Origin of the sequence: Winogradskyella damuponensis (assembly GCF_039538385.1) — a bacterium.
Lineage (GTDB): Bacteria > Bacteroidota > Bacteroidia > Flavobacteriales > Flavobacteriaceae > Winogradskyella > Winogradskyella damuponensis.
The window spans coordinates 81,091-105,782 of sequence record NZ_BAABCB010000029.1 but is presented as its reverse complement, the minus strand read 5'-3'; the positions used below and the strand labels follow the sequence as shown (position 1 = coordinate 105,782).

General features: G+C 32.0%; 23 protein-coding genes and 1 pseudogene. 20 read left to right on the top strand and 4 right to left on the bottom strand.

Annotation, left to right across the window (positions count from 1 at the left end; all coding sequences use genetic code 11):
* Window positions 1-587: 587 nt before the first annotated feature.
* Window positions 588-1,316, top strand: a pseudogene (locus ABD730_RS15250) (IS110 family transposase); the annotation flags it as partial.
* A 54-nt stretch (window positions 1,317-1,370) separates the two neighbouring features.
* Here ABD730_RS15250 and ABD730_RS15245 read toward each other — a convergent pair.
* Window positions 1,371-1,805: a hypothetical protein gene (locus tag ABD730_RS15245; protein ID WP_344715762.1), complete on the bottom strand. Its 435-nt coding sequence runs from the start codon at window positions 1,803-1,805 to the stop codon at window positions 1,371-1,373.
* Window positions 1,806-2,274: 469 nt separating this feature from the next.
* Between ABD730_RS15245 and ABD730_RS15240 the strand changes: the two genes are divergently transcribed.
* The 15 genes from ABD730_RS15240 (at window position 2,275) to ABD730_RS15170 (ending at window position 18,001) form a co-directional block, all read left to right on the top strand.
* Window positions 2,275-2,688, top strand: a complete 414-nt coding sequence (locus ABD730_RS15240; RefSeq protein ID WP_344715761.1) for an HYC_CC_PP family protein — start codon at window positions 2,275-2,277, stop codon at window positions 2,686-2,688.
* Window positions 2,689-2,796: 108 nt separating this feature from the next.
* Window positions 2,797-6,525, top strand: coding sequence for an efflux RND transporter permease subunit (locus tag ABD730_RS15235; RefSeq protein WP_344715759.1), 3,729 nt, complete (start codon window positions 2,797-2,799; stop codon window positions 6,523-6,525).
* Window positions 6,522-7,739 (top strand): TolC family protein, encoded by a 1,218-nt coding sequence (locus ABD730_RS15230; RefSeq protein ID WP_344715757.1) that lies wholly within the window; start codon window positions 6,522-6,524, stop codon window positions 7,737-7,739. The genes ABD730_RS15235 and ABD730_RS15230 overlap by 4 nt, the downstream gene beginning before the upstream one ends.
* Window positions 7,740-7,741: 2 nt before the next feature.
* Complete coding sequence (locus tag ABD730_RS15225) at window positions 7,742-8,473, top strand: heavy-metal-associated domain-containing protein (protein ID WP_344715756.1); 732 nt, start codon at window positions 7,742-7,744, stop codon at window positions 8,471-8,473.
* Window positions 8,474-8,481: 8 nt separating this feature from the next.
* The gene (locus tag ABD730_RS15220) at window positions 8,482-8,961 is read left to right on the top strand and encodes a DUF305 domain-containing protein (RefSeq protein ID WP_418636851.1); all 480 of its coding nucleotides are present in this window, start codon (window positions 8,482-8,484) and stop codon (window positions 8,959-8,961) included.
* Window positions 8,951-10,729: an efflux RND transporter periplasmic adaptor subunit gene (locus tag ABD730_RS15215; protein WP_344715754.1), complete on the top strand. Its 1,779-nt coding sequence runs from the start codon at window positions 8,951-8,953 to the stop codon at window positions 10,727-10,729. Before ABD730_RS15220 ends, ABD730_RS15215 begins: the two co-directional genes overlap by 11 nt.
* A 36-nt stretch (window positions 10,730-10,765) precedes the next feature.
* Entirely contained in the window at window positions 10,766-11,260 is a 495-nt protein-coding gene (locus tag ABD730_RS15210; protein ID WP_344715752.1) for a heavy-metal-associated domain-containing protein, read from the top strand.
* A gap of 604 nt (window positions 11,261-11,864) precedes the next feature.
* On the top strand, window positions 11,865-12,395 hold the full coding sequence (locus ABD730_RS15205; RefSeq protein ID WP_334471745.1) for a lipid-binding SYLF domain-containing protein: 531 nt from the start codon (window positions 11,865-11,867) through the stop codon (window positions 12,393-12,395).
* A gap of 212 nt (window positions 12,396-12,607) precedes the next feature.
* Entirely contained in the window at window positions 12,608-13,156 is a 549-nt protein-coding gene (locus tag ABD730_RS15200; RefSeq protein ID WP_344715751.1) for a helix-turn-helix domain-containing protein, read from the top strand.
* A gap of 21 nt (window positions 13,157-13,177) precedes the next feature.
* Window positions 13,178-13,624 (top strand): response regulator, encoded by a 447-nt coding sequence (locus tag ABD730_RS15195; protein WP_215924588.1) that lies wholly within the window; start codon window positions 13,178-13,180, stop codon window positions 13,622-13,624.
* Between the two features lie 3 nt (window positions 13,625-13,627).
* The gene (locus tag ABD730_RS15190) at window positions 13,628-15,406 is read left to right on the top strand and encodes a CHASE3 domain-containing protein (protein WP_215924587.1); all 1,779 of its coding nucleotides are present in this window, start codon (window positions 13,628-13,630) and stop codon (window positions 15,404-15,406) included.
* A 191-nt stretch (window positions 15,407-15,597) separates the two neighbouring features.
* Window positions 15,598-15,750 (top strand): DUF5670 family protein, encoded by a 153-nt coding sequence (locus ABD730_RS15185; RefSeq protein ID WP_334471740.1) that lies wholly within the window; start codon window positions 15,598-15,600, stop codon window positions 15,748-15,750.
* Window positions 15,751-16,022: 272 nt separating this feature from the next.
* Window positions 16,023-16,163, top strand: coding sequence for a hypothetical protein (locus ABD730_RS15180; RefSeq protein ID WP_334471738.1), 141 nt, complete (start codon window positions 16,023-16,025; stop codon window positions 16,161-16,163).
* Window positions 16,164-16,242: 79 nt separating this feature from the next.
* The gene (locus tag ABD730_RS15175; RefSeq protein ID WP_334471736.1) at window positions 16,243-17,259 is read left to right on the top strand and encodes a helix-turn-helix domain-containing protein; all 1,017 of its coding nucleotides are present in this window, start codon (window positions 16,243-16,245) and stop codon (window positions 17,257-17,259) included.
* Window positions 17,260-17,542: 283 nt separating this feature from the next.
* Window positions 17,543-18,001, top strand: coding sequence for an RNA methyltransferase (locus tag ABD730_RS15170; RefSeq protein WP_334471735.1), 459 nt, complete (start codon window positions 17,543-17,545; stop codon window positions 17,999-18,001).
* A 76-nt stretch (window positions 18,002-18,077) separates the two neighbouring features.
* On the opposite strand, the gene rho is transcribed toward ABD730_RS15170, so the two are convergent.
* Window positions 18,078-19,772, bottom strand: coding sequence for a transcription termination factor Rho (gene rho / locus ABD730_RS15165; RefSeq protein WP_344715748.1), 1,695 nt, complete (start codon window positions 19,770-19,772; stop codon window positions 18,078-18,080).
* A 216-nt stretch (window positions 19,773-19,988) separates the two neighbouring features.
* Here rho and ABD730_RS15160 point away from each other — a divergent pair, with 216 nt between their 5' ends.
* Window positions 19,989-20,399, top strand: coding sequence for a DUF4293 domain-containing protein (locus ABD730_RS15160; protein ID WP_215924581.1), 411 nt, complete (start codon window positions 19,989-19,991; stop codon window positions 20,397-20,399).
* A 149-nt stretch (window positions 20,400-20,548) separates the two neighbouring features.
* On the top strand, window positions 20,549-20,704 hold the full coding sequence (locus tag ABD730_RS15155) for a hypothetical protein (RefSeq protein WP_344715746.1): 156 nt from the start codon (window positions 20,549-20,551) through the stop codon (window positions 20,702-20,704).
* Window positions 20,705-20,745: 41 nt separating this feature from the next.
* On the opposite strand, the gene ABD730_RS15150 is transcribed toward ABD730_RS15155, so the two are convergent.
* On the bottom strand, window positions 20,746-21,237 hold the full coding sequence (locus ABD730_RS15150; protein ID WP_334471540.1) for a metallophosphoesterase family protein: 492 nt from the start codon (window positions 21,235-21,237) through the stop codon (window positions 20,746-20,748).
* A 100-nt stretch (window positions 21,238-21,337) separates the two neighbouring features.
* On the opposite strand from ABD730_RS15150, the gene truA reads away from it, so the two are divergent.
* Window positions 21,338-22,087: a tRNA pseudouridine(38-40) synthase TruA gene (gene truA, locus ABD730_RS15145; protein WP_344715744.1), complete on the top strand. Its 750-nt coding sequence runs from the start codon at window positions 21,338-21,340 to the stop codon at window positions 22,085-22,087.
* A 53-nt stretch (window positions 22,088-22,140) separates the two neighbouring features.
* Window positions 22,141-23,910: an ABC transporter ATP-binding protein gene (locus tag ABD730_RS15140; protein ID WP_215924578.1), complete on the top strand. Its 1,770-nt coding sequence runs from the start codon at window positions 22,141-22,143 to the stop codon at window positions 23,908-23,910.
* Window positions 23,911-23,920: 10 nt separating this feature from the next.
* Here the strand turns inward: ABD730_RS15140 and ABD730_RS15135 are convergent, their stop codons facing one another.
* Window positions 23,921-24,634: a DUF3667 domain-containing protein gene (locus ABD730_RS15135; RefSeq protein ID WP_344715743.1), complete on the bottom strand. Its 714-nt coding sequence runs from the start codon at window positions 24,632-24,634 to the stop codon at window positions 23,921-23,923.
* Window positions 24,635-24,692 lie beyond the last annotated feature (58 nt).

Below are 24,692 nucleotides of genomic sequence, written 5' to 3'. Positions count from 1 at the left end.
GAAAGCTACAATGTTTGGTGGGTGACCGAAAGTCGGCAATATTAATCACAACGTGTTATATCAACACAATAATAGTAATTTATCATGTAAATATTCGGGATAACAGCAGTTTTTTGTAATTGTTATCCTTTGTTTTATTTATGATATCTAAAGTTTTTTTAGTTGTTTTATGCTTTGCGCATAGCTAATTATATGTTGAAAATGTTTTCAGATTACTAGGTTTAATCGAAGTACTAATTAATTGTATTCAACAAAAAAAAAGATGTTTTATGGTATGAAATTATTTTTTATATTGCATATAAATATTTGTATAACTAGTGAACATAAAACTGAACACGTTTTTGAACACGATTCTACATAATAATAGCGTGAAACCCCAGTAAAATGGTTTCAAAAAAGGAGGTCTTGGGGCTCATAACCCGAAGGTCACAGGTTCGAGTCCTGTTCCCGCTACGAAGCGAAAGCTAAAAAAATCAACGGATTGTGTCTCACAATCCGTTTTTTTATGTCTTCTATTTTCTTACTTTTACAAAGCGTACACGAAAACGTACACGTTTTTCCGATGAAATCAAATTATTCCGAGCCTAAAATATATACAGGTAGGACTGTCAAAAGTTAAAACCGATAAGAGCGATTCAAAACTTATTTGTAGTTACACGAATCAAGTAGACTTAAAGCTATGGAAAGGCAATTCTAAGGAAGAAATAGAATGTCTTCAAATCGTTAGAACGCTTTCTGTATATACAAAGCAAAGCACTATGCTAAAAAAACAAACTGCATGGTGAATCTGTTTTGGGAAATCCCAGTAAGCTTGTTGTTACCTCTTTAAAACGTAGTTTAAGACAACTAACAAAAGAGATGAAAATGTTAGAGGATAAGCTGTTAATTTTAGTAAAACAATCGCATCAAAATTTGTTTACCCGCTTAAAAACGATTCCAGGCATCGGCCCAAAAACAGCAATTATGTTAGTGGTTTTAACAGGAGGTTTTGATCGTTTTACAAGTGCAAGTGAGTTGTGCAGCTATGCTGGATTAACACCAATAATTAGACAAAGTGGGAGTAGTATAAAAGGGAGGCCACGAATAAGTAAAATGGGAATCAAAAGCTGAGAAATTTATTATTTATGTGCAGTTTTAATGCTTGTAAACACAACAAAGCTTGCCGAGATCTTTATGCGAGAATCGTAGCCAAAGGAAAGAGCAAAAAATTAGCATTAATTGCAGTGTGTAATAAACAACTAAAACAGGCCTTTGCTATAGCTAAATCAGGATTAATATATTATGGAAACTATAAAAGTACCTTAGTGAAAAATTAATTTATTTTTACTTGTTTTTTACCACAGTACTTTGTTGTGTGTAGTTATTTTTTATTATTCAAATATCAATTTATCGATCAATTTCATTTCTTTTAACATTCCCCATTTCATTCGAGCAGTACTTGGATAACTGTAAGCCATTCCTTCTAAATCAATAGTAGTCATTCCAATACATAGGTCACTTTGGTCATAATAAGTCAGAAAGTAATGTGTTTCTGGTGTTCCAAGTTCTCCCCAACGATAACTCGTGCTATCATTTAGAAATTCAAGAAGTTCTTTCAATTCCTTTCCTTTGATTAATTCTGAGGTTTTCCAAATTCCGTTTTTTGTCAGTTTCGCATATTTAACGCTCTTATTCGGAAAGTAAATTCCATTTTCATTTTCTATTCGACAGAGTGAATCATATGTTTCATGCAATGGTGTTTCGACTGAATAACTGTTGTTTTTAGCAATTTCTTCGTGGATGTTTTCTATGCTTGGTTGACTCATAAAAGCTATTCCGACTGCAATTATGCCAATCAGACAAATCAATAATATGAATTTCAGACGATTGTTTTTCATAATTACACACAACGTGTTATATAAATTTCTTTACACTCTTTATCCCTTTTTATATTAGGGCTATCATGTGTTTTTAGTTCGGTACTGTAATTTTTATAAAATTATAAAATAGTTTGGAAATTTATATACGTGATGTTACGTATTTTATACAAATTAATTTAGAGTATAAAGTTGGATATTATTATTGAAATTGGGTTATGGTTTTCCGTAATATGATGTTTTATTGAGCTATAAAGTTGCGTTTTATAGCTCGATTTAATTTAGTTTGATTTCATTTGGTATTTTAAATAGATATTGAAGCAATAATTTTTTTCTTGAATAATACTAAGGTCACAAAGCACTAAATTCTTGTTAATTAAATCTTTCTATTTCAAAATTTCGTAAATTTGTATTTAGTATGAAACAAATATTCCATAAAATAATGTCTTTAGCAATGGCTTTTGTAGTGTTATGCTCTACAATGTCATTTACGCTTAATATGCATTATTGTGGAGATGCTTTAGTAGAAACAGCTGTTTTCAATAAGGCAAAAGGCTGTGGTATGGAAATGCAAAAGCCATCTACAGAAGGATGTTCTATTACTAAGAAAAACTGTTGTAATGATAAACAATTATTAGTTGATGGTCAGGATGAACTACAATTACAAGTTGACAAAATTTCATTAGAACAACAGGTATTCATTGCTTCATTTGTTTACACTTATATTAACCTTTTTGAAGGTTTAGAAAATAATGTATCTTCTTACGAAGAATACAAACCGCCACTCGTCATAAGACAACTCTACAAAATAGACGAGACGTATTTAATTTGATTTTTAAACAATAGACTGTTTTATCCTACGGCTTTGTGTTATAAGGATAATTTGTTGTATTCGGTGTTTTCCTAACGTCAATGTCTAACTGTTTAATAATCAATATGTATGCTTAATAAAGCAATCAAATGTCTTATCGAGAATAAACTCGTTGCGGTGCTTCTACTCGTCCTTTTTGTTGGATGGGGAACTGTAAACGCACCTTTTAATTGGGATACAGGTTTTTTACCTAGTAATCCTGTAGCTGTTGATGCCATTCCAGATATTGGAGAAAATCAACAAATTGTATTTACAAAGTGGGATGGTCGTTCGCCACAAGATATTGAAGATCAAATCACTTATCCTTTAACCACTTCTTTACTAGGTATTCCTGGAGTAAAAACCATTCGTAGTTCATCTATGTTTGGGTTTTCAAGTATCTATATCATTTTTGAAGAAGATGTAGAGTTCTATTGGAGTCGAAGTCGCATACTCGAAAAGCTCAATTCCTTACCAAGCGGCTTATTGCCAGAAGGGATCAATCCTGCTTTGGGACCAGATGCCACAGGTTTAGGGCAAATATATTGGTACACTCTTGAAGGTCGAGATGAAAACGGAAATGTTACTGGTGGTTGGGATTTACACGAACTGCGTAGCATTCAAGATTACTATGTAAAGTATGCCTTGTCATCTGCAAGTGGTGTTTCCGAGGTGGCTTCCATTGGTGGTTATGTTCAAGAATATCAAGTTGATGTTAATCCTGAATTGATGCGTCAATACAACATTAGTTTAAATCAAGTTGTGAAAGCTGTAAAGAGTAGCAATCAAGATATTGGTGCACAGACTCTAGAAATCAATCAAGCGGAGTATTTAGTGCGTGGTTTAGGGTATGTAAAATCTGTTGAAGATATTGAAAATGCTGTAGTGACTTCAGAAGATTTTACTTCAATTAAGATTAAAGACATTGGTAAAGTAGCATTAGGTCCAGCAACACGAAGAGGTTTATTGGATAAAGAAGGTGCAGAAGTTGTTGGAGGTGTTGTGGTGGCGCGATATGGTGCTAACCCCATGGAAGTCATTAATAATGTAAAAGCTCAAATTGAAGAACTGAAAGGTGGGTTACCTTCAAAAGTATTGGCAGATGGACGAACATCTCAATTAACAGTTGTTCCTTTCTATGATCGAACCGAGCTTATTGAGGAAACATTAGACACGCTTAATGAAGCATTGACTCTAGAAATATTAATTACCATTTTGGTGATTATTGTTATGGTTTTTAATTTAAGAGCTTCTATTTTAATTTCTGGATTGTTGCCTGTAGCCGTATTAATGGTATTTGTTACCATGAAACTGTTTAACGTAGATGCAAATATTGTAGCACTTTCTGGTATTGCAATTGCAATTGGAACCATGGTAGATGTAGGCGTCATTCTCGCAGAGAATATGATTCGCCATCTCGATGATGAAAAATTACGGCTACGAGAAGATGGTACAGAGCTAACTACAAATGAAATAGTTTATAATGCAACAGCCGAAGTTTCTGGAGCTATTTTAACTGCGGTATTAACTACAATTATCAGTTTTGTTCCTGTTTTTACAATGATTGGTGCAGAAGGAAAATTGTTTAGACCACTTGCATTTACCAAAACGATGGCTTTATCTGCATCTTTGGTTATTGCTTTGTTTTTAATTCCACCATTTGCAGCTTATTTATTCAGAAAGACATCACTTAAAAGTTCATTTAAATACATTATTAATGGTGCTTTAATAATTGTAGGAATAGCAATTATGGTCATTGGGTATTGGTTAGGAATTATTTTAATTGCTTTTGGTGTTGTAGGTTTACTTGGAGTTTTAGGTAAACTGAATAAGAAAAATAGCAATCTTACAAATATTATTATTTCGTGTACAGCCATTATATTTTTACTTGCCGAGTATTGGAGACCATTAGGCTTTGACAGAAGTATTCTAATAAACTTAATTTTTGTATCGATTATTTGCTTCGGAATTTTAGGGATATTTTCAATTTTCAGAAAATATTATGGACAAATTTTAAATTGGGCTTTAGCAAACAAGTTATTGTTTTTAATGATTCCAGCAACAGTGCTTGTTTTTGGAGCATGGATAATGAACAATACAGGAAAAGAATTCATGCCATCTCTAAACGAAGGTTCTTTTCTGTTAATGCCAACGTCTTTACCACATTCTGGTGTTGAAGAAAATAAACACGTGCTTCAGCAATTAGATATGGCTGTAGCCACAATTCCTGAAATCGAAACCGTAGTAGGAAAAGCTGGAAGAACAGAATCTGCTTTAGATCCTGCACCTTTATCTATGTACGAAAACATGATTCAGTATAAATCTGAATACATGCGTAACTCAAAAGGAAAAATACAACGATACAAAGTAAACGATGATGGCGCTTTTGAGTTAAAAGATGGAAGGTTTATAGCGAATCCTAATAATTCAGAAAATACTGTTTTTACAAAAGTTGAACATAAACAACTTATCGAAGATAATAATGGCGAATTCTATCGTAATTGGCGACCAGAAATTAATAGTCCTGATGACATTTGGAATGAAATAGTAAGAGTTACCAAATTACCAGGCGTTACTTCTGCACCAAAATTACAGCCCATAGAAACCAGATTGGTCATGCTTCAAACAGGTATGCGAGCACCAATGGGAATAAAAGTAAAAGGACAAGATTTAAAACAAATTGAAGCCTTTGGATTGCAATTAGAAAGCCTTCTAAAACAGGCGGAAGGCGTTAAAGTTGAAGCTGTTTTTGCCGATAGAATTGTAGGTAAACCGTATTTGCTTATTGATATTGATCGCCAAAAAATAGCACGCTATGGTGTGTCTATTGAAGATGTACAAAGTGTGCTAAAAGTGGCCATTGGAGGTATGCCTATAACGCAAACGGTTGAAGGCAGAGAACGTTATGCTGTTAGAGTGCGATATCCAAGAGAGTTGCGTGGTAATCCAAAAGATATAAAAGGCATTTATATTCCTGTTGAAAAAGGCAGTCCTGTTCCGTTAAGCGAGTTGGCGACTATTCGATATGAGCAAGGTCCACAAGTTATAAAAAGTGAAGATACTTTTTTAGTTGGCTATGTGTTGTTTGATAAATTAGATGGTTTTGCAGAAGTGGATGTTGTGGAGAATGCACAAGCTTTATTTCAACAGAAAATTGATTCAGGAGAATTAACGGTTCCCAAAGGCATCAGTTATAAATTCACAGGAACCTACGAAAATCAATTAAGAGCAGAAAAGACATTATCTGTTGTTGTGCCATTAGCACTCGCTATTATTTTCCTAATTCTGTATTTCCAGTTCAAATCTGTAACCACATCATTAATGGTGTTTACAGGAATAACGGTTGCATTTGCAGGTGGTTTTATTATGCTATGGCTGTATGGTCAAGATTGGTTTTTTAATTTCAGTTTATTTGGCGAGAATATGCGAGACCTTTTTAATATGAAAACGGTCAATTTAAGTGTCGCAGTTTGGGTTGGTTTTATTGCGCTATTTGGTATCGCCACAGATGATGGTGTTGTTATGGCAACATACCTTACACAAACATTTAAACGAGACAAACCTTCGGATAAAAAGAGTATTAGAATTTCCGCTTTACAAGCAGCCGAAAAACGTATTCGTCCGTGTTTAATGACAACAGTTACTACCATTTTGGCGCTGTTACCAGTATTGACATCCACAGGGAAAGGAAGCGACATTATGATACCTATGGCAATTCCAATATTTGGCGGAATGGTTATAGACATTACTTCTTACTTTATTGTACCTGTTTTATATAGCTGGAGAGAAGAGTTCAAATTAAAAAGAGCAAACAAATGAAAAGAATAATTTATACACTTATAGGTTTATTAACTTTTAGTGTTTCTAATGCGCAAGAATTAGAAGTATTTATGGACGAAGGGTTAAAAAATAATCCTGAGATTCAAAAGTTTGAATTACAGTATAATATTGCTTTAGAAAAAGTGAATGAAGTAAATACACTTCCTAATTCCGAATTTAGTGTTGGCTATTTTGTAAGCGAACCAGAGACCAGAACTGGACCACAGCGTTTTAAACTTTCAGTAAAGCAAATGATGCCATGGTTTGGTACAATTACTTCACGAGAAAATTATGTTAGTTCCTTGGCAGATGCAAAATATGAAGACATTGTTATTGCTAAACGAAAATTAATGGCTTCGATATCTCAATCCTATTATAATTTATATGCGAATAAGGCAAAACAGATGGTGCTAATTGAAAACATTAAACTATTGGAAACCTATGAGACATTAGCACTAACTTCTGTTGAGGTTGGTAAAGCATCTGCTGTAGATGTGTTGCGATTGCAAATGCGTCAAAACGAAATGCAACAACTAAAAGATGTTTTAAGTCAACAGTTTTTAGCAGAACAAACTAATTTGAATAAGCTTTTGAACAGGGAAAATGATGTTGCTATTACTGTGGTAGATCGTTTGATGATGCCTTCAGAAGATTTTGAAATCGCTACAGGAAACTTAGTGTTACACCCCGAATTGTTGAAGTATGATAAATTATATCAATCCATAGAACAATCAGAATTATTAAACCAAAAAGAAAGCAGTCCTATGATTGGTTTTGGATTGGACTATATCAATATAACGCCAAGACCAGATATGAATTTCTCGGATAACGGTAAAGATATTGTGATGCCTATGTTTTCGGTTTCTATCCCAATTTTTAATAAAAAATATAAATCGCAAACCAAGCAAAATGAGTTGGAACAGCAAGAAATTATAGCTCAAAAACAAGAACGCTTAAACACGTTGAAAACGCTTCTAGATAAAGCGATAAATGAACGTATTGCTGCAAGAATAAGTTATGCCACCCAAACTAAAAACTTAAAACAAGCTAAAGATGCAGAAGATATTCTTATTAAAAGCTACGAAACAGGAACAATTGATTTTAATGATGTTTTAGATATCCAAGAACTACAACTAAAGTTTCAAATAAGCCAAATAGAGTCAATCAAAACTTATTATGTTCAATCAACTATTATTAATTATTTAACACAGTAACAATGAAACACACATATATAATAACAGGAATGACCTGCAATAATTGTAAGGCTTCCGTAGAAAAATATTTAAGTAAAATAGACCACGTATCAGAGGTGTCTGTTAATCTTGAAAAAGGTGAAGCGGAAGTGAAAATGGATAAGCATATTTCAACTGAAATATTACAAAAAGCATTGCCAGAAAAGTATACCTTATCCGAAAAGGAAGAGAAGAATGTGTTTAGATCTTCAAGTATGGCGGCAATGCCAATGGAAGAAGAAAAAAGCAAACTGCAACAATTAAAACCGCTTTTGCTTATAATCTTTTATATCGCTTCGGCAAGTATTTTACTTCACTATAAAAATTGGTCTTGGAACGCATTTATGCTCGATTTTATGGGCTTGTTCTATATCGTATTCAGTTTCTTTAAAATGTTAGACTTAAAAGGGTTCCCAGAATCATTTAGTATGTACGACCCTTTAGCAAAACGCTTGCCAATCTATGGTAAAATATATCCTTTTATTGAAACGGTTTTAGGTATTATGTTCCTAATGCGATTTGAAATAACTATCGCACTCATCGTCACACTTCTTGTTTTAGGAATTACAACAATTGGTGTTACAAAAACACTTTTAGACAAGAAAGCTATTCGATGTGCCTGCTTAGGGACAGCTTTAAAGCTACCAATGACAGAAGCTACTTTTATAGAGAATGCTATCATGATAGTGATGGCAAGTTTAATGTTAATCTTTTAAATAGAATTATGATGGAAAATCACAACAATATAAAGAAATCAAATTATAAAAAATTGGCATTAATGATGCTGGTCTCATTTATAATGATGTATGCAATTATGTTTTTAAATGTATTTGAATTAGATCACGTTTTATTAAGTACAACTCGTACTTATATGGCATTGTTAATGGTTGCACCAATGGTAATATCAATGCTATTATTTATGTGGAAAATGTATAAAAATGTAAAAGTCAATTATGCAATTATTGGTGTTTCAACACTTGTATTTGTATGCAGCCTATACGGTTTAAGAACACAAACACCTATTGGTGATCTGCAATGGATGAAAGCTATGATACCACATCATTCATCGGCTATATTAACAAGTTCAAATGCAAATTTTAAAGATGATGAAGTTCAAAAGTTGGCAAATGATATTATTAAAGCACAAAAAAAGGAAATCGCAGACATGAAAGCAATGATAAAACGATTAGAAAATGAAAAATAATAAAATAGTAATATACGTTGGGTTGCTCATAGCAGGTGTTCTTTTAGGATGGTTGCTTTTCGGTGGTTCATCAAAAGAAGAAACAGAGCATAATCACGATAAGGTTGCATCAACTAATCAAATGTGGACCTGTTCTATGCATCCACAAATTATGCAACCAGAATCAGGGGATTGTCCTATATGTGGGATGGATTTAATTCCTGCTGAGAGTAGTGCAGATGGTTTATTAGCAGACCAATTCAAATTGACTGAAAATGCGATGGCTTTAGCTAATATTCAAACAACTATTGTTGGCAAAGGCAATGTTGATGGCAACACGATTAAACTATCTGGTAAAATAGCACAAAATGAAGAGGCAAACGCAGTTCAAGTCAGTTATTTTTCGGGTAGAATAGAACGTTTGAATGTCAGTTTTACAGGCGAAAAAGTTCGTAAAGGTCAATTGTTAGCAACCATTTATTCGCCAGAATTGTATGCAGCACAACAAGAATTGATTACAGCTTCATCATTAAAAGAATCGCAACCTGCATTATATAAGGCGGTTCGTAATAAATTGAAATTATGGAAGCTCTCTGAAAATCAAATCAATCAGATTGAAGAAACCCAAAAAGTGAAAGAAAACTTTCCAGTATATGCTACGGTTTCTGGAACAGTTACCGAAAAATTAGTAGAACAAGGAGATTACATAAAGCAAGGGCAGCCATTGCTTAAAATTGCAAACCTAAATACCGTTTGGGCAAATTTTGATGTCTATGAAAATCAAATAGATGTATTTAAAAAGGGACAAGAAGTTTTAGTGACTACAAATGCTTATGCCAATAAAGAGTTTAAAGGGAAAGTAGATTTTATTGACCCAATTTTAGATAACAAAACAAGAACAGTAACCTTACGTGTCGTGCTTAATAATGAAAACGATGTATTTAAACCAGGAATGTTTGTTACAGCAACTATCAATGCTGCTAAAAATAAAAAAACCGAAGTATTAACCATACCAACTTCCGCTGTTCTATGGACAGGTGAGCGCTCTGTAGTCTATATAAAAACAAATTCAAATCAGCCTGTTTTTGAAATGCGAGAGATTAAATTAGGTAATCAAATTGGTAATAAATATGAAGTGTTAGAAGGAGTGTTTGTTGGAAATGAAATCGTAACTAACGGAACATTTACTGTTGATGCAGCAGCTCAATTGCAAGGTAAAAAGTCTATGATGAATAAAGATGGTGGCAAAGTAATGACAGGTCACGAAGGGCATTTAGGAATGGATCATAATGTATCAAAAAAAGAAAGTGACCATACTAACATGAACGAAAGATTGACAGTATCAGAGAAATTTCAAGAACAATTAAAAGTTGTTTACAATGAGTATATCAATTTAAAAGATGCTTTAGTTAAAGAAGATTCAAAAAGTACTTCAATAAGCGCAACAAGTTTATTAAACAATTTAAGTAAAGTGGATATGAAGTTGTTGGCCGATAATATGGCGCATAACCGTTGGATGTCATTAGAAAAGGAAATTAAATCTTCTGCAACTTCCATTTCTAAAACTTCAGATATAAAAGCTCAAAGAGACCATTTCAAATATTTATCATCACACTTCATCAATGTTGTACAAGTGTTTGGAGTCAATGAAAAAGTCTATGTAGAGTTTTGTCCAATGGGTGATAACAATAAAGGTGCATATTGGTTGAGCAAAGAAGAAAAAGTAATCAATCCATATTTTGGCAGCGCCATGCTAACCTGTGGAGAAGTAAAACAAGTAATAGAATAATAATAAATCAAGTACTAACAATTAAATTTTAAATCAATGAATTTTTCAAAGAAAAATCACGAACACAAAAACGAAAATGTAATCAACGTGAGTAAAAAAGTAATTTTAAGTGTCGCTGTAATAGCAGCATTAGGTTTAACAAGTTGTAAAGACGAAACAAAAAAAGAAACAACAGAAGCAAAAACGGAAAAGTCTAAAGATATGGCTATGGCAGACTTATCTTTTGGAGTAAGAGGTAATTGCGGAATGTGTAAAAGTACCATTGAAAAAGCAGCAAATAGTGTGGATGGTGTAGCAAGTGCTAATTGGGATGTGGATAAAAAGAAAATTGATGTCTCTTTTGATGATACTAAAACAGATGCAATGGCAATTCATAAAGCAATAGCGGCATCAGGTTACGATACAGATAAAGTTCCAGGAAGTGAAGACGCTTATAAAGGTTTACCAGGTTGTTGTCAATACGACCACGAAATGATGATGAATCAGTCAGGTGAAATGAAATCCAAAGACCATTCTAATCACGACCATTAAACCAGCTTTGAAAGAGTCTTTTTCGGAAGGCTCTTTTTATCCTCACAGCCCATAACCCAGTTTTTATATCTTAAAAAATCTCTGTTTTTTGTGTTGTCAACTCATATTACATAGTTGGTTTTATATTGTAATAGTTCTATTCAATGCTATTATAGTACATAGCTTGTTTCTTTCTGTTACCAAGAAATAGGATGTAAAAAAAATAGGTCAATAAAAGTTTTAAGCCTAAAATTATATTGGAAGATTTTAATATATTTGAATTAGTATTAATCAGAGTACACAATACCGTACACGATTTTATAGCGGAAAGGTAAAATAAGGGTTTTTTTGATAAAAATATCAAACTCATAACCCGAAGGTCACAGGTTCGAGTCCTGTTCCCGCTACGAAGTAAGACAAGGCTTTCGAGAAATCGAAAGCCTTTTTTATTTGCCTTCTTTTTATATAATCCTGTTATAATACGATCTCTAATAGCATCAATAATTAATTGTATTGCATCAATTAAGAATAGAGAATACTCATAATTTTACCATAAAGAAAGTTATATGACTAACTGTTTTTAAGACTTTCTTTAAATGAATGTTTAATCAATAAATTTAAAATTATGAAAATTAGAAATTTAATAATAACGATGGCATTGCTGTTTGTAACTGTATTTGCATTTGCTCAAAATAAAGATGATAAACGTGTTATGAAAGATGCAGAGAAAGCAATCTCAACGTTAAAGAAGTCAGATGTTGGATTAGAGAAATTTTTTAGCAATTCTTCGGGCTATGTTGTGTTTCCAAATATAGGAGAAGGTGCCTTAATTATAGGAGCGGCTTCAGGTAATGGTGTTGTTTATGAAGACGGAATGCCTATAGGAATGGCTGATATGAAAAAGCTAGACATTGGTTTACAAGCAGGCGGAGAAGCCTATATACAAGTTGTGTTCTTTGAAACAGAAGAGGCCTTAAATGCATTTAAGCAAGGAAACTTTGAGTTTTCTGCAGAAGCAAAAGCGGTAATAGTAGATAAAGGAGCTAGTAAAAATGTCAATTATAATGATGGTGTTGTCATTTTTGCAAAATCAAAAGCTGGAGCAATGGCAGATATTTCAATAGGTGGTCAAAAATTTAATTATTCAGAATTTTAATAGATCAATTAAATCCATATCACAAAGGAAAGCCGGTTATTATAATCGGCTTTTTTTACATTTTAAAAAGTTCAACCTATAGAAATATTTAGTTTCAATCTTTATGTTTTAGTGATTCTGTAAAATAACATAGTGATTTATGTGAATTTTAATATTAAATTTGATTAAAATCAAAATAGAGTAAATATTAACCTAGTGCTATACGATTTATAATGAAATTATTGTTAAAATTCGATTTTACTAAAGTTTGCAATACTGTTTTAAAGCAGAAATTGGAAGCGCACCAATTCAATTATCAGCAAACAGCTTTTGGTGAAATAGAATTGATGGATAAAGTATCAGAAGAGCAGTTAAAACTGTTTCATGAAGATATTAATAGTTTCGGAATAGAGGTTGTAGAAGACCCTAAAAAAATCGTTATTCAAAAAATTAAAGATGTCATCGTAGATATGGTCTTTAATGAAAAGGATATAAATGTGAAGACTTCTGTTTATTTGTCTGAGCAACTCGAAGAGAATTACAACTACTTGTCTAATTTGTTTTCTGAAATGACTTATACGTCCATTGAAAATTTTATTATATTACAGAAAATAGAGTACACTAAGATATTATTGACAAATGAAGATCTTTCGCTTACCGAAATAGCATTTAAACTCAACTATTCCAGTGTGGCACATTTAAGTAAACAATTTAAAAATACAACAGGTATTACACCTTCAGCTTTTCAGCGTATTATTGCTAAAAGAAAACAAATAAACTAACCTAACTATAAGTTTGTAGATATGAATAGCGATTATATTAATATAGCTTTGGCTGATGATGATGAGGACGATAGGTTATTTTTTACCGAAGCCTTTGAAGAATTGAAAATTAAAAGTAAAGTTTTACTTTTTAAGGATGGTATAGAATTAATGGAATATTTAAATGATTCCAATAATACCCTTCCTAACTTATTATTTCTAGATCTTAATATGCCAAAAAAATCAGGACTAGAATGTTTAAAAGATATCAAATCGGCTAAACGATTAAGAGGTATGGCCATTGCCATTTACTCTACGTCGGCATCAGAAGAAGATATCGAAAACACCTTTGTTAAAGGTGCCAATGTATATATTAAGAAGCCTAATGATTTTGAAAAACTTAAAAAAGTACTTTCAGAAGTCGTAACTACCAATTGGCAATATCATACCAGTGGTTTAAATAAAGACAATTTTTTATTAAGATTATAAGCTATGCCAACACCTTCCAGCAGATACCTAAGAACCGCTTTTGTCGTTGGTCTTTTTGTTATTTTATGTATAGGTGGTTTTACGTATAAACATATTAGTGAGTTATCTCAAACATCAAAAGTTGTTAAAGATAATTACTCGTTAAGAAGTGAGTTAGAGCTTATTATTTCCAACCTTAAAGATGCTGAAATAGGACATAGAGGCTTTTTGCTAACGCATGATTCACTATTTCTTAATCCGTACAATGAGAGTCTACAAAAAATAACCAACAACCTTTCTAGGCTAGATACTCTAATTGTTCCTAATGGTGAGCAGGTAGAAAAACTCAAGGAATTAAAGAGCGATATTGCATCACGCTTTAAGAATTTTGACAAATCGTTTAGTCTAGCAAAGGATGATGCAATACTCTCTCAAGATTTATTATTCTTACTTCATGAAGGTGAAATTAAGATGGACAGAATCCGTGCAGATATCACCGAAATGTTAGAATTAGAGCAGCGTTTATTAATACACAATCAAGAGATTAATGAAGAGAAAATAGGTTTAACACCCTTGTTGTTTTATGGCCTATTAATAGTGACATTAGTTATTCTTTTACTAGCTTATTTTAAGATGACTAAGGATTTAAAAGTTCTAAAAGAGAATAATGTTGAATTAGAAATTTTTGAAAAATTAACCAAACAATCTGAGATTGTGAGTAATACCAGTACTTGGGTTTGGTATATTGAAGAAAATGAATTTGAGTTTTCAGATAATTTATATCGTCTAGTAGGTGAAGAGCCACAAAGTTTTGAACCAACTTTAGAAAATTTTTATAAATACGTACACGAAGAAGATATCAACCATTTAGGACAGCAAGTTAATATGATGATGCGCGAAGAAGAATTGCCTTTTACGACGTATCGCGTAGTACACAAAGATGGGACCATTAGGCATCTAAAGGCTTATTCTAAACTTATGGATGATACTGAAGGTGATAAAAAAATGTTTGGTGTTACCATTGATATTACAAGTGAAGTTGAAAACTACAGAATTATAGAGCAGCGTAATCAAGAGTTAGAACGTACCAATAAAGAACTGTCTGCGTTTAATTATGTTGCGAGTCATGATTTGCAAGAGCCTTTAAGAAAAATCCAGACTTTTATGTCACGACTAGAGGCTAAAGAAAAGGATCGTATTTCTGAAAGTGGACAACTCTATATTCAAAGAATGAAGTCTGCATCTGCGCGAATGCGTATGCTTATCGAAGATTTATTGCAATATTCCAGAACAAACACATCAGAAAAGGAATATTTAAAAACAAATATGAATATGCTCTTAGAGCATGCTAAGACAGAGCTTTTAGATAGTATTGAAGAGAAACAAGCTAAAATTATTTGTGATGATTTACCAACAATGGAGGTCATTTCGTTTCAAATTCAACAATTGTTTATCAACTTAATAAGCAATTCGTTAAAGTATAGTAAAGAAGATGTTCCTCCAATAATAGAAATTACACACGAAGAGGTGCGCTCTAGAGATGTAGAGCAAATAAAGGAATCCTTATATAAGTTTCATCATAAAATCACCTTTAAGGATAATGGTATTGGGTTTGAGCAAACTTATGCCGAAAAGATCTTCTTACTCTTTAATAGGTTGCATGGTAAATCTGAATATTCAGGTACAGGTATTGGTTTAGCCATTTGTAAAAAGATTGTAGAAAACCATAAAGGAGTTATTATTGCAGAGGGCAAACCTAATATTGGTGCCACATTTATAATTTACTTGCCGTTTTTAAAATAATAGACATTATCATCTGCCTTAAAATAGTATAAACATTTTCTGAAATTGTATAACATGCTCTATTTGTAATTGAGCATATTTGTTATGAGTTTTACTCCTCATTTTTATTAGTGCTTAAACTATTTCTTTTAACCGGTTTATAGCAAATTTCTGTAAAGAGTTGGAGCTCTTAATAAAATCGTTTTTCTACAATGAAGACTTTTCTTTACGTTTTTTTAGTGCTGTTAGTTATCCTTTGGGCGATAGGCTTTTTTGTTTATGCATTATCTGCTGTAATTCACATTGTATTAGTAGTAGCTATTATCTTACTTATAGTTGTCAATAGAAATAATTCTAAAGATTAACACAAGCCTTCTTCAAGGTTACTTCAATTTAAACGTTTCCATTTAAATCTATTTTTTTAATTATCCATTCTGCCTGGTTATTCTTCAGTGTATTTGTAAGCATTGGTTTATATGGAGTTGATGGTTGATTTAATAGACCTCTAATTTGTACTTTTTTATGTTTTGTTTAACACATATTAGAAATGATGTAACAAAACTGAGGAATTGTATAACATAGCAAGCCTAAAGAGGTTGTTACTTTGTCATAAGAAAATTAACCAATCAATTATATCATGAAAATATCATCTAAACATTTACAAAAGCAGTTTGCAAGAGTGGGAAGAATTTTTCCAAAACGCAAATTTGAAGTTGCTTATTCAGAACTAAGGTATTCAAAACTTAATGCCGTAGTAAGCACCAAAGAGACCATTTAAGTTTACAAGAGTTACAATCCTAATAAGTAAGATTAATTAAGGTTTATAAAAATTACAGTCTAACCAAAAACAAACACATATGAAAACTATAGAGATTAAAGCAAATAATTTACAATTTATGTTTCACGCTTTAAATAATGAAGTTGGTGGAACTTTTACAACAAACCTAAAAGAGGTTGAGTTAAAAATAGATAATGAGTTAGGTGTAGGCTTAATTAGAGGTATAGAACTAGAAAGAAACACTGTATTCATTGAGTTTGATGTAAAGTTTAAAGAAGACATTAAGTTCGTTGTAGAAAGTTCTAAACGATCAGTAGTTAACTTTTTATATTGTTCAGAAGGAAAATTAAAACATTCTTTTAATAATAATGGGTCTTCAAACACAGTTAAAACATTTCAAACAGGAATTTCTGCTAATATTGAGACCAATGAAAATCATATCAGCTTTTTTAAAGACGTTTATGTAAACTCTACGATTATTTCGGTGAACACCTCTGAAAAGAGCTCAGCGAAGCACCATATAAATAGTATGGTTTCAGAACTTTTTATTTCAGGAAAAACAGCAGATTATAGTTATGTAGGTTCTTATAACTTAAAAATTGCAGAAAACATTAAGCAATTAAAGGCTATAAAGCAAGATGGTGTTGTAAGAACATTATTAATTCAAGGATTAGTGAATTTTGTATTAGCCATGGAGATAGAACAACATTCTTTAGATCTAAAGAGTTCTCAAAATCCAACAGGATCATTAACTGCATTTGAATTAAAGCAAATAAAAGAATTATCGGATTACATTAATAATTTCCCTGAGACTAACCTAAGCGTTACAGAATTGGCAGCGAAGATTTCAATAAGTCCAGCTAAGGTTCAGGAAGGATTTAAATTAATGCATGGTAAGACGCTTAACAGTTTTATAAGATCAGTAAGAGTTAAGAAGTCTGAAGAGCTTATTAAAAACACAGACTTAAACATTTCTGAAATTGTATATTCATTAGGGTTTTCAAGTAGAAGTTACTTCTCTAAAATCTTTAAAGCGCAATACAATTGCTCGCCAATAGAGTATAAACAAAACATTAAGTTAGCTGCAACAGCATAATATAGATCAAAAAAAGAGTGTTAAAAAAAAGAATAAAGAATGAAATGTCATATTGAGCGCAGTCGAAATACTTATAGGGATTTAATTCTTCGACTGCACTCAAGCTGACATATGTTCAAACAGATTGTCTTAGACATATCTAATGTCATAAAGATTAAGTTAGCTGTAACAGCATAATATATATTAAAAAGAGGTTGTATAAAATAGTATTTTAAATATTTATACAACCTCTTTTTTTTTGATTTCTTAATCAAAGAATAACTCAAATTTATATTTTTGATTCATGAATGATAATTTTACAAACGAATTCTTCGGAATTGGAATTCAGAATGGGAAAACGCCAGAAAATTTAGGAGTGCTTTGGAGGTCTGCTCAAAATCTAGGAGCAAGTTTTATTTTTACAATAGGCAATCGTTATGCAAAACAAGCTTGTGATACCCATAATGCGGTTAAATCAATGCCATATTTTCACTACGATACTTTTGAAGATTTCTTTAATAATATCCCTAAAGGAGCAAGACTCGTTGGAGTAGAATTAACAGAAGAAGCTGTGGCTTTAGAAACTTTTAATCATCCTAGACGTTGTGTTTATTTATTAGGTGCAGAAGACCATGGGCTGTCTAAACAGGCTATCGAAAAAAGCCATTTTTTAGTAAAATTTCAATCTCAATTAAGTCTTAATGTGTCTGTCGCAGGCAGTATTGTGATGTACGATAGAGGTATTAATAAACCCAGAGTATAACATCAGGATAATATGATATATAAAAAAACCTTGAATTTTTAATTCAAGGTTTTTTTTTGATATATATTGAAATGGTTTAGCCATTCATAGAAACCAAAAACTCTTCATTGTTTCTAGTTTGTTTGAAACGATCGTTAATGAATTCCATAGCTTCTACTGGATTCATGTCTGCTAAATATTTGCGCATAACCCACATACGTTGAATAGTAGTTGCATCTAATAAAATATCATCACGTCTTGTACTAGATGATGTTAAATCTATTGCAGGGAAAATACGACGGTTAGAAATCTTACGGTCTAACTGTAATTCCATATTACCTGTTCCTTTAAATTCTTCAAAGATAACTTCGTCCATTTTAGAACCTGTTTCTGTAAGCGCTGTTGCAATAATGGTTAAAGAACCACCATTTTCAATGTTACGAGCAGCACCAAAGAAACGCTTTGGTTTGTGTAAAGCGTTCGCATCAACACCACCAGAAAGAATTTTTCCAGATGCTGGTTGAACAGAGTTATAAGCTCTAGCTAAACGTGTAATAGAATCTAAAAGAATAACAACATCATGCCCGCATTCTACCAATCGTTTTGCTTTTTCTAAAACGATGTTTGCAATTTTTACATGTTCATGTGCTTCTTTATCAAAGGTAGAAGCAATGACTTCGCCACGTACATTACGTTGCATATCTGTAACTTCTTCAGGACGTTCATCAATTAATAAAATCATTTGATAAACCTCAGGATGATTCGCTGCAATAGCATTGGCAACATCCTTTAATAACATGGTTTTACCTGTCTTTGGTTGCGATACAATCATACCACGTTGCCCTTTTCCAATTGGAGCAAATAAATCCATGATACGTGTAGAAATTGTTGCTTGCTTTTCGGCAATATTAAATTTCTCTTGAGGAAATAATGGTGTTAAATGTTCAAAAGCAACTCTGTCTCTTACAACATTAGGGTTTTGACCATTAATTTTACTTACCTTAATTAATGGGAAATATTTTTCACCTTCTTTTGGCGGTCTAACATTACCTAAAACAGTATCTCCTACTTTTAGACCAAATAATCTAATTTGAGATTGAGAGACATAAATATCATCTGGAGACGATAGGTAGTTGTAATCCGAAGATCTTAAAAACCCATAACCGTCTTGCATAATATCTAAAACACCTTCACTTTCAATAATCGCATCAAACTCAAAGTCTGGTTCACGATAGCGATTTCTGCTATCTTTATTACCGTTATTTTTATTGCCATCTTTAGAACGTGGTTGCCTGTTGTCCTTGTTGTTTTGTGAACGTCTGTTGTCGTCTTTACGAGGGTTAGGTTTCTTCTGTTCTTGAGGTTTGTTATGAGCCTTTTCGTTAGTAGGTTTGTCAGTACTAGATTTATCTTCTCTAGGTTTGTTTTCTTGAGGTTTGCGCTCTTGTGTCTTGCGTTCTTGGGGCTTGCGTGGCTGAGGTTTACGCTCTGGAGGTGTTGCTTTAGTTTCTTCTTTATCGTCAGAAAATTCTAGCGTTTTTTGTTCTTTAGTTTTTGGAGGAGCTTTTTGAACTCTAGCACGCTTTTGTGGCGGCTTACTTGGTTTAGGTTCAGCTTTAGCTTCTGTTTCTACTTTAGTTTTAACAGCAGCAGGATTGGCTGCTTGATAATCTAAAATTTGATAAACTAAGTCTAATTTTTTTTGTGTACGGTATTTTGGTACGTTTAGTTGTTTCGCTATCTCCTGTAATTCAGGAAGTTTTTTAGCTTTTAACTGAGAAATTTCAAACATTCGTATGTTGTATATGTATTATAATTTTGATATTATTAATTCAATATTTTCTAAATGAAATAAAAAGAAAAAAAGTGAGATTAATTTGGAAGATTAGAATGATGCAACTCAGTACGTTACTTCTTTCTATTGCAATAATACAATTTTATTTTAAAACAATTTCTATCTTTTTAAAAAATAAACTGCTAATTTTGCAGAACTTTTTTAATAAAAGATATGATTCAACGCATACAAACCTTATATTTATTTTTAGCTGCTGTTATCTCAGCAGGTTTAATATTTGTGTTTCATTTGTGGACAGATAATTCAGGAGCAAAAGTATTTGCGATAGATAATTATACTTATCTAGGTTTATTTTTGGGTTCTGCATTATTATCTGTATTTTCGATTTTTAGATTTAAAAACAGGAAATCCCAATTTGTTTTGGGACGACTCAATATAGTATTAAACTTTGTTTTACTAGGAATCTTTGTATATCAATCTCTAAATTTATCTGGAGAAATTAACGTTTCTGAGAAAGGTATTGGGATTCTTCTTCCTATTTTTTCTATTGTGTGTTTAGTCTTGGCTAACAAGGCTATTAAAAAGGATGAAGATCTCGTAAAATCTGTAGATCGATTACGATAGACCTAAAATCTTAGTAGTATTAGTGTGAAAAACCCAAACGCTGCCGTTTGGGTTTTTTTTTGTTCTTCATATTTTCTTAAAAAAATAGACTTGTTTTATAAACTAAAATAATATAGTTTAGTTATTGATTTTAAAGTCTCTATTAACAAATGAAAAAACAAGTTTTTTTACATGTATTAGCCGCTTTGGCTTTAATTTTTTTGTTGTATAAATTAGCTGCGTTTACTATAGTTACTTCAATCTTCATTGGTGTAGGTACGGCAGGTTTAGGGTTGTTATATGCTATGAATAATTGTAAAAAATAATTTGGACTAAACGTATTCATGATGCTTTTGTTTTTTTATAATTAAGAATCAAACTCAATTACTTCCAAATCTTTAATTGTTTTTCCTTCAATTTTAAACCGTAACATTGTTCTCACCTTATGAAAACCGTGTTTACCTACAGCGCCAGGATTCATGTGTAATAAATCTAGTTTTTTATCTGGCATCACTTTTAGAATATGAGAATGTCCTGTGATAAAAATATCTGGTGGATTTGCCGTTAATGCTTCTTTTACACGGTTATTGTATTTTGGAGGATAACCACCAATATGAGTTATCCATATACTCATGTCTTCACACATAAATTTGTTGTGAAGAGGAAATTCTGTTCGTGCCTTGGCATCATCAATATTGCCATAAACGGCTCGTAAGGGTTTTAGGTTCTTAATTTTATCGGTAACTTGTAAATCACCAATATCTCCAGCATGCCAAACTTCATCAGCCTGCTTTACGTGTTTAAGAATGGCCTCGTCTATGTAACTATGAGTGTCTGATAAAAGGAGTATTTTTTTCATATTTATTTTTAGAGAAATCGCTAAACTATAACTTTATATTTTAGGATTTCTTTAGCAACTAAAACAGTAACTTTGCACTTTAACAAAAGTAAGATTTCTATTGCGATTTTTTATTGAACTTTCATATAATGGTAAAGCCTATCATGGATGGCAAAATCAGCCTAACGCTATTTCTGTGCAAGAAGTTGTAGAAAAGGCACTTTCTACTATACTGAAAACCGAAATAGCTATAATGGGAGCTGGTAGAACAGATGCAGGTGTTCATGCGTCACAAATGTTTGCACATTTTGATTTTGAAGGCGACTTTAAAAATATTGATATAGTTTATAAACTGAATTCTTTTTTACCAAAAGATATTGCTGTGATTTCTGTATTTGAAGTTAAACCAGAAATACACGCTAGGTTTTATGCCGTAAGTAGAACGTATCATTATAAAATATCGACATCAAAAAATGTGTTTGATTACGATTTTGCTTACGAAGTTCAACAACCTTTAGATGTTGAAGCTATGAACGAGGCTTGCAAAATATTATTTCAGTATAAAGATTTTCAATGTTTTTCTAAAAGTAATACTGAAGTAAAAACGTATAATTGCGATATAAAAGAAGCTTTTTGGACCCAACACTCTAATCAGCTCATATTTACAATTACTGCGGACCGATTTTTAAGGAATATGGTAAGAGCTGTCGTTGGGACGATGGTAAATATTGGTTTAGGTAAACTGAAATCTGAAGATTTGCATAAAATTATTGCATCAAAGAATAGAAGTGAAGCTGGATTTTCAGTTCCTGCTCATGGATTGTATTTGGTTAAAATAGTTTATCCTGAAACAATTAAAGTAGAGAGTTAATAAATTAAATTTCCGTTGTAACGGAAAAGATACCGAAACAAGTTCGGCATAAAATGGCAGAAAAAGGAAAAAAAATATTTGATATATCGTTGTTTACACGATTGTTGCACTACATAAAACCCTATCGTACAGTTTTTGTTATTTCCTTATTTTGTGTAATAGGTTTGGCATTGTTTGGTGCATTTAGACCTTATGTGTTAAGGGAAGCTATTGATGTTAAAATTGCGAATAAAGAATATAACGGTTTTGTGCTATACATGCTTATCATGCTAGCCTTATTGGTGCTTGAGGTTGTTTCTCAATTACTGTTTATTTATTATGCGAGTTGGTTAGGGCAATCTGTGGTTAGAGATATACGTGTGAAGTTATTTAAGCACATGCTCAAATTTAAAATGACGTACTTCGATAAATCTTCAGTTGGTGTTTTAATTACAAGAGCTGTTACAGATATGGAGCGTATTGCCGATATCTTTGGACAAGGGCTGTTTATGATTTTTAGTGATGTCTTAAAAATGCTAGTGGTTGCTGGCTTTATGGCATTTATAAATATAAAGTTGAGTCTTATTGTATTTATAACAATGCCTATTGTTTTATTTGCGACTAAGATTTTTCAAAAATATATGAAACGTGCATTTGAAGATGTACGAACAGAGGTTTCTAACCTAAATTCATTTGTTCAAGAGCGTGTAACTGGTATGAAAATCTTACAGTTATTTACACGTGAAGATACGGAATACAAAAATTTCAAGAAGATTAATGAGCGTCACAAAAAAGGGTGGTTAAAAACGGTTTGGTATAATTCTATTTTCTTTCCAATCGCAGAATTTTTAGCATCATTAACTATGGCAATGGTTATTTTAGTTGGTGGCTTTGATGCTATTTCTGAAAACCCTGACACAACATTAGGGGATTTAATTTCCTTTACTATGTTTATTCCTATGTTGTTTAGACCTTTAAATCAAATAGCCAATAAATTCAACACGCTACAAATGGGAATGGTGGCTGCAGATCGTGTCTTTAAAGTTTTAGATACTACGTCTAATATTGACGATTCTGGGACTATTGAAGCTAATCACTTTAAAGGTAATATTTCGTTTAAAAATGTGCGATTCTCTTATATTAAAGAGGAAGAGGTTCTCAAAGGAATATCGTTTCATGTAGAAGCAGGAGAAACTGTAGCTATTGTAGGTGCAACAGGTGCAGGAAAATCTACAATTATAAATTTACTGAATCGTTTTTACGATATCAATTCAGGAACTATTGAAGTTGACGATACAGATATTAAAAATATGACTTTAAGTTCTCTTCGAAGTCAAATAGCTGTTGTATTGCAAGATGTATTCTTATTTGCAGATACAATTCTGAATAATATTACATTAAATAACGATGCTATTACAGAAGAGGATGTTGTTAATGCAGCAAAAGCAATAGGCATTCATGAGTTTATTTCTAGTTTACCTGATGGTTATCATTATAATGTAAAAGAACGTGGTGTAATGTTGTCTTCTGGTCAGCGTCAATTAATTTCTTTCTTAAGAGCTTATGTAACCAATCCTAGTATTTTAATTTTAGATGAAGCAACATCTTCTGTAGATTCATATTCCGAACAATTAATACAAGATGCTACAGATAAAATAACTAAAGGAAGAACGTCTATTGTTATTGCTCATAGATTGGCAACGATACAGCAAGCTGATAAAATAATAGTTATGGAAGCTGGAGAAATTGTTGAAATTGGGACACATAAAACGCTTTTAGAAAAAGAAACAGGATATTATAAAAACCTTTACGAAGTGCAGTTTTTAAAAGCTGAAGAGGTTTAGTAAAAGACCCTTACTTTGGGGCGAAATCTTCAAGATTAACAACGCCTGTAATCAGCATTATTACAAATACTAAAATTGAAACACCAATATAGGTCACAAAGAATAGTATAAAAAACAGCATAGATTTCATAATTAAACTTCCTAACGATAGTTTAAATATTCGTGTTAAAATATAGCAATGATATATAAACATTAATGGCCATAATAGGAGACTAAAGAGCATGTAATTGCTTGGCGTAACGAGTAATGCGATTTGTGCTAAAAAAAACATCAGTACCATTAAAAAAGACATGGAGTATAAGTAAATTATAGCATGCTCAGTGAGATTGTATTTTTTATCTATAAAAACAATCCATGAAATAATTGCCGATATTGGAATAAATGCAACATAAATTAAGGAATTGTACTCTAAGCCAAAACTAAACGATGAGTCAAACGCATTTTGTGAAAGGTTAATGTCTCCAAAAAGACTAGAAAAGTCTAAATGCTGCATGTAAAATTTCTTCAATAAAAATATTGAAAGTCCAGTTAAGGTTAATGCCAATCCAAAGAAACTAATAGGATTAACATATTTTTTTCGTACACCATTTATATAACTAACTATTACGTCTTCAGGTTGTTTAAAAAGTTGAATAAACGTTTGGAGTAATTTATTATCGTAGTTAAAGAAGGTTTCGCTAATATGCTCAAAAAGATTACGAATCGTCAATCGGTTTCTAATCACTTTAGCACCGCAACTTTTACAATAGGCATCGTATTCTTCAAGCGTTATATGACAGTTT

Bases quoted from the DNA above. Each gene is read 5' to 3' on its own strand.
- ABD730_RS15245 (WP_344715762.1), bottom strand. From the start codon at position 1,805: ATGAGTCAACCAAGCATAGAAAACATCCACGAAGAAATTGCTAAAAAC.
- ABD730_RS15240 (WP_344715761.1), top strand. From the start codon at position 2,275: ATGAAACAAATATTCCATAAAATAATGTCTTTAGCAATGGCTTTTGTA.
- ABD730_RS15235 (WP_344715759.1), top strand. From the start codon at position 2,797: ATGCTTAATAAAGCAATCAAATGTCTTATCGAGAATAAACTCGTTGCG.
- ABD730_RS15230 (WP_344715757.1), top strand. From the start codon at position 6,522: ATGAAAAGAATAATTTATACACTTATAGGTTTATTAACTTTTAGTGTT.
- ABD730_RS15225 (WP_344715756.1), top strand. From the start codon at position 7,742: ATGAAACACACATATATAATAACAGGAATGACCTGCAATAATTGTAAG.
- ABD730_RS15220 (WP_418636851.1), top strand. From the start codon at position 8,482: ATGATGGAAAATCACAACAATATAAAGAAATCAAATTATAAAAAATTG.
- ABD730_RS15215 (WP_344715754.1), top strand. From the start codon at position 8,951: ATGAAAAATAATAAAATAGTAATATACGTTGGGTTGCTCATAGCAGGT.
- ABD730_RS15210 (WP_344715752.1), top strand. From the start codon at position 10,766: ATGAATTTTTCAAAGAAAAATCACGAACACAAAAACGAAAATGTAATC.
- ABD730_RS15205 (WP_334471745.1), top strand. From the start codon at position 11,865: ATGAAAATTAGAAATTTAATAATAACGATGGCATTGCTGTTTGTAACT.
- ABD730_RS15200 (WP_344715751.1), top strand. From the start codon at position 12,608: ATGAAATTATTGTTAAAATTCGATTTTACTAAAGTTTGCAATACTGTT.
- ABD730_RS15195 (WP_215924588.1), top strand. From the start codon at position 13,178: ATGAATAGCGATTATATTAATATAGCTTTGGCTGATGATGATGAGGAC.
- ABD730_RS15190 (WP_215924587.1), top strand. From the start codon at position 13,628: ATGCCAACACCTTCCAGCAGATACCTAAGAACCGCTTTTGTCGTTGGT.
- ABD730_RS15185 (WP_334471740.1), top strand. From the start codon at position 15,598: ATGAAGACTTTTCTTTACGTTTTTTTAGTGCTGTTAGTTATCCTTTGG.
- ABD730_RS15180 (WP_334471738.1), top strand. From the start codon at position 16,023: ATGAAAATATCATCTAAACATTTACAAAAGCAGTTTGCAAGAGTGGGA.
- ABD730_RS15175 (WP_334471736.1), top strand. From the start codon at position 16,243: ATGAAAACTATAGAGATTAAAGCAAATAATTTACAATTTATGTTTCAC.
- ABD730_RS15170 (WP_334471735.1), top strand. From the start codon at position 17,543: ATGAATGATAATTTTACAAACGAATTCTTCGGAATTGGAATTCAGAAT.
- rho (WP_344715748.1), bottom strand. From the start codon at position 19,772: ATGTTTGAAATTTCTCAGTTAAAAGCTAAAAAACTTCCTGAATTACAG.
- ABD730_RS15160 (WP_215924581.1), top strand. From the start codon at position 19,989: ATGATTCAACGCATACAAACCTTATATTTATTTTTAGCTGCTGTTATC.
- ABD730_RS15155 (WP_344715746.1), top strand. From the start codon at position 20,549: ATGAAAAAACAAGTTTTTTTACATGTATTAGCCGCTTTGGCTTTAATT.
- ABD730_RS15150 (WP_334471540.1), bottom strand. From the start codon at position 21,237: ATGAAAAAAATACTCCTTTTATCAGACACTCATAGTTACATAGACGAG.
- ABD730_RS15140 (WP_215924578.1), top strand. From the start codon at position 22,141: ATGGCAGAAAAAGGAAAAAAAATATTTGATATATCGTTGTTTACACGA.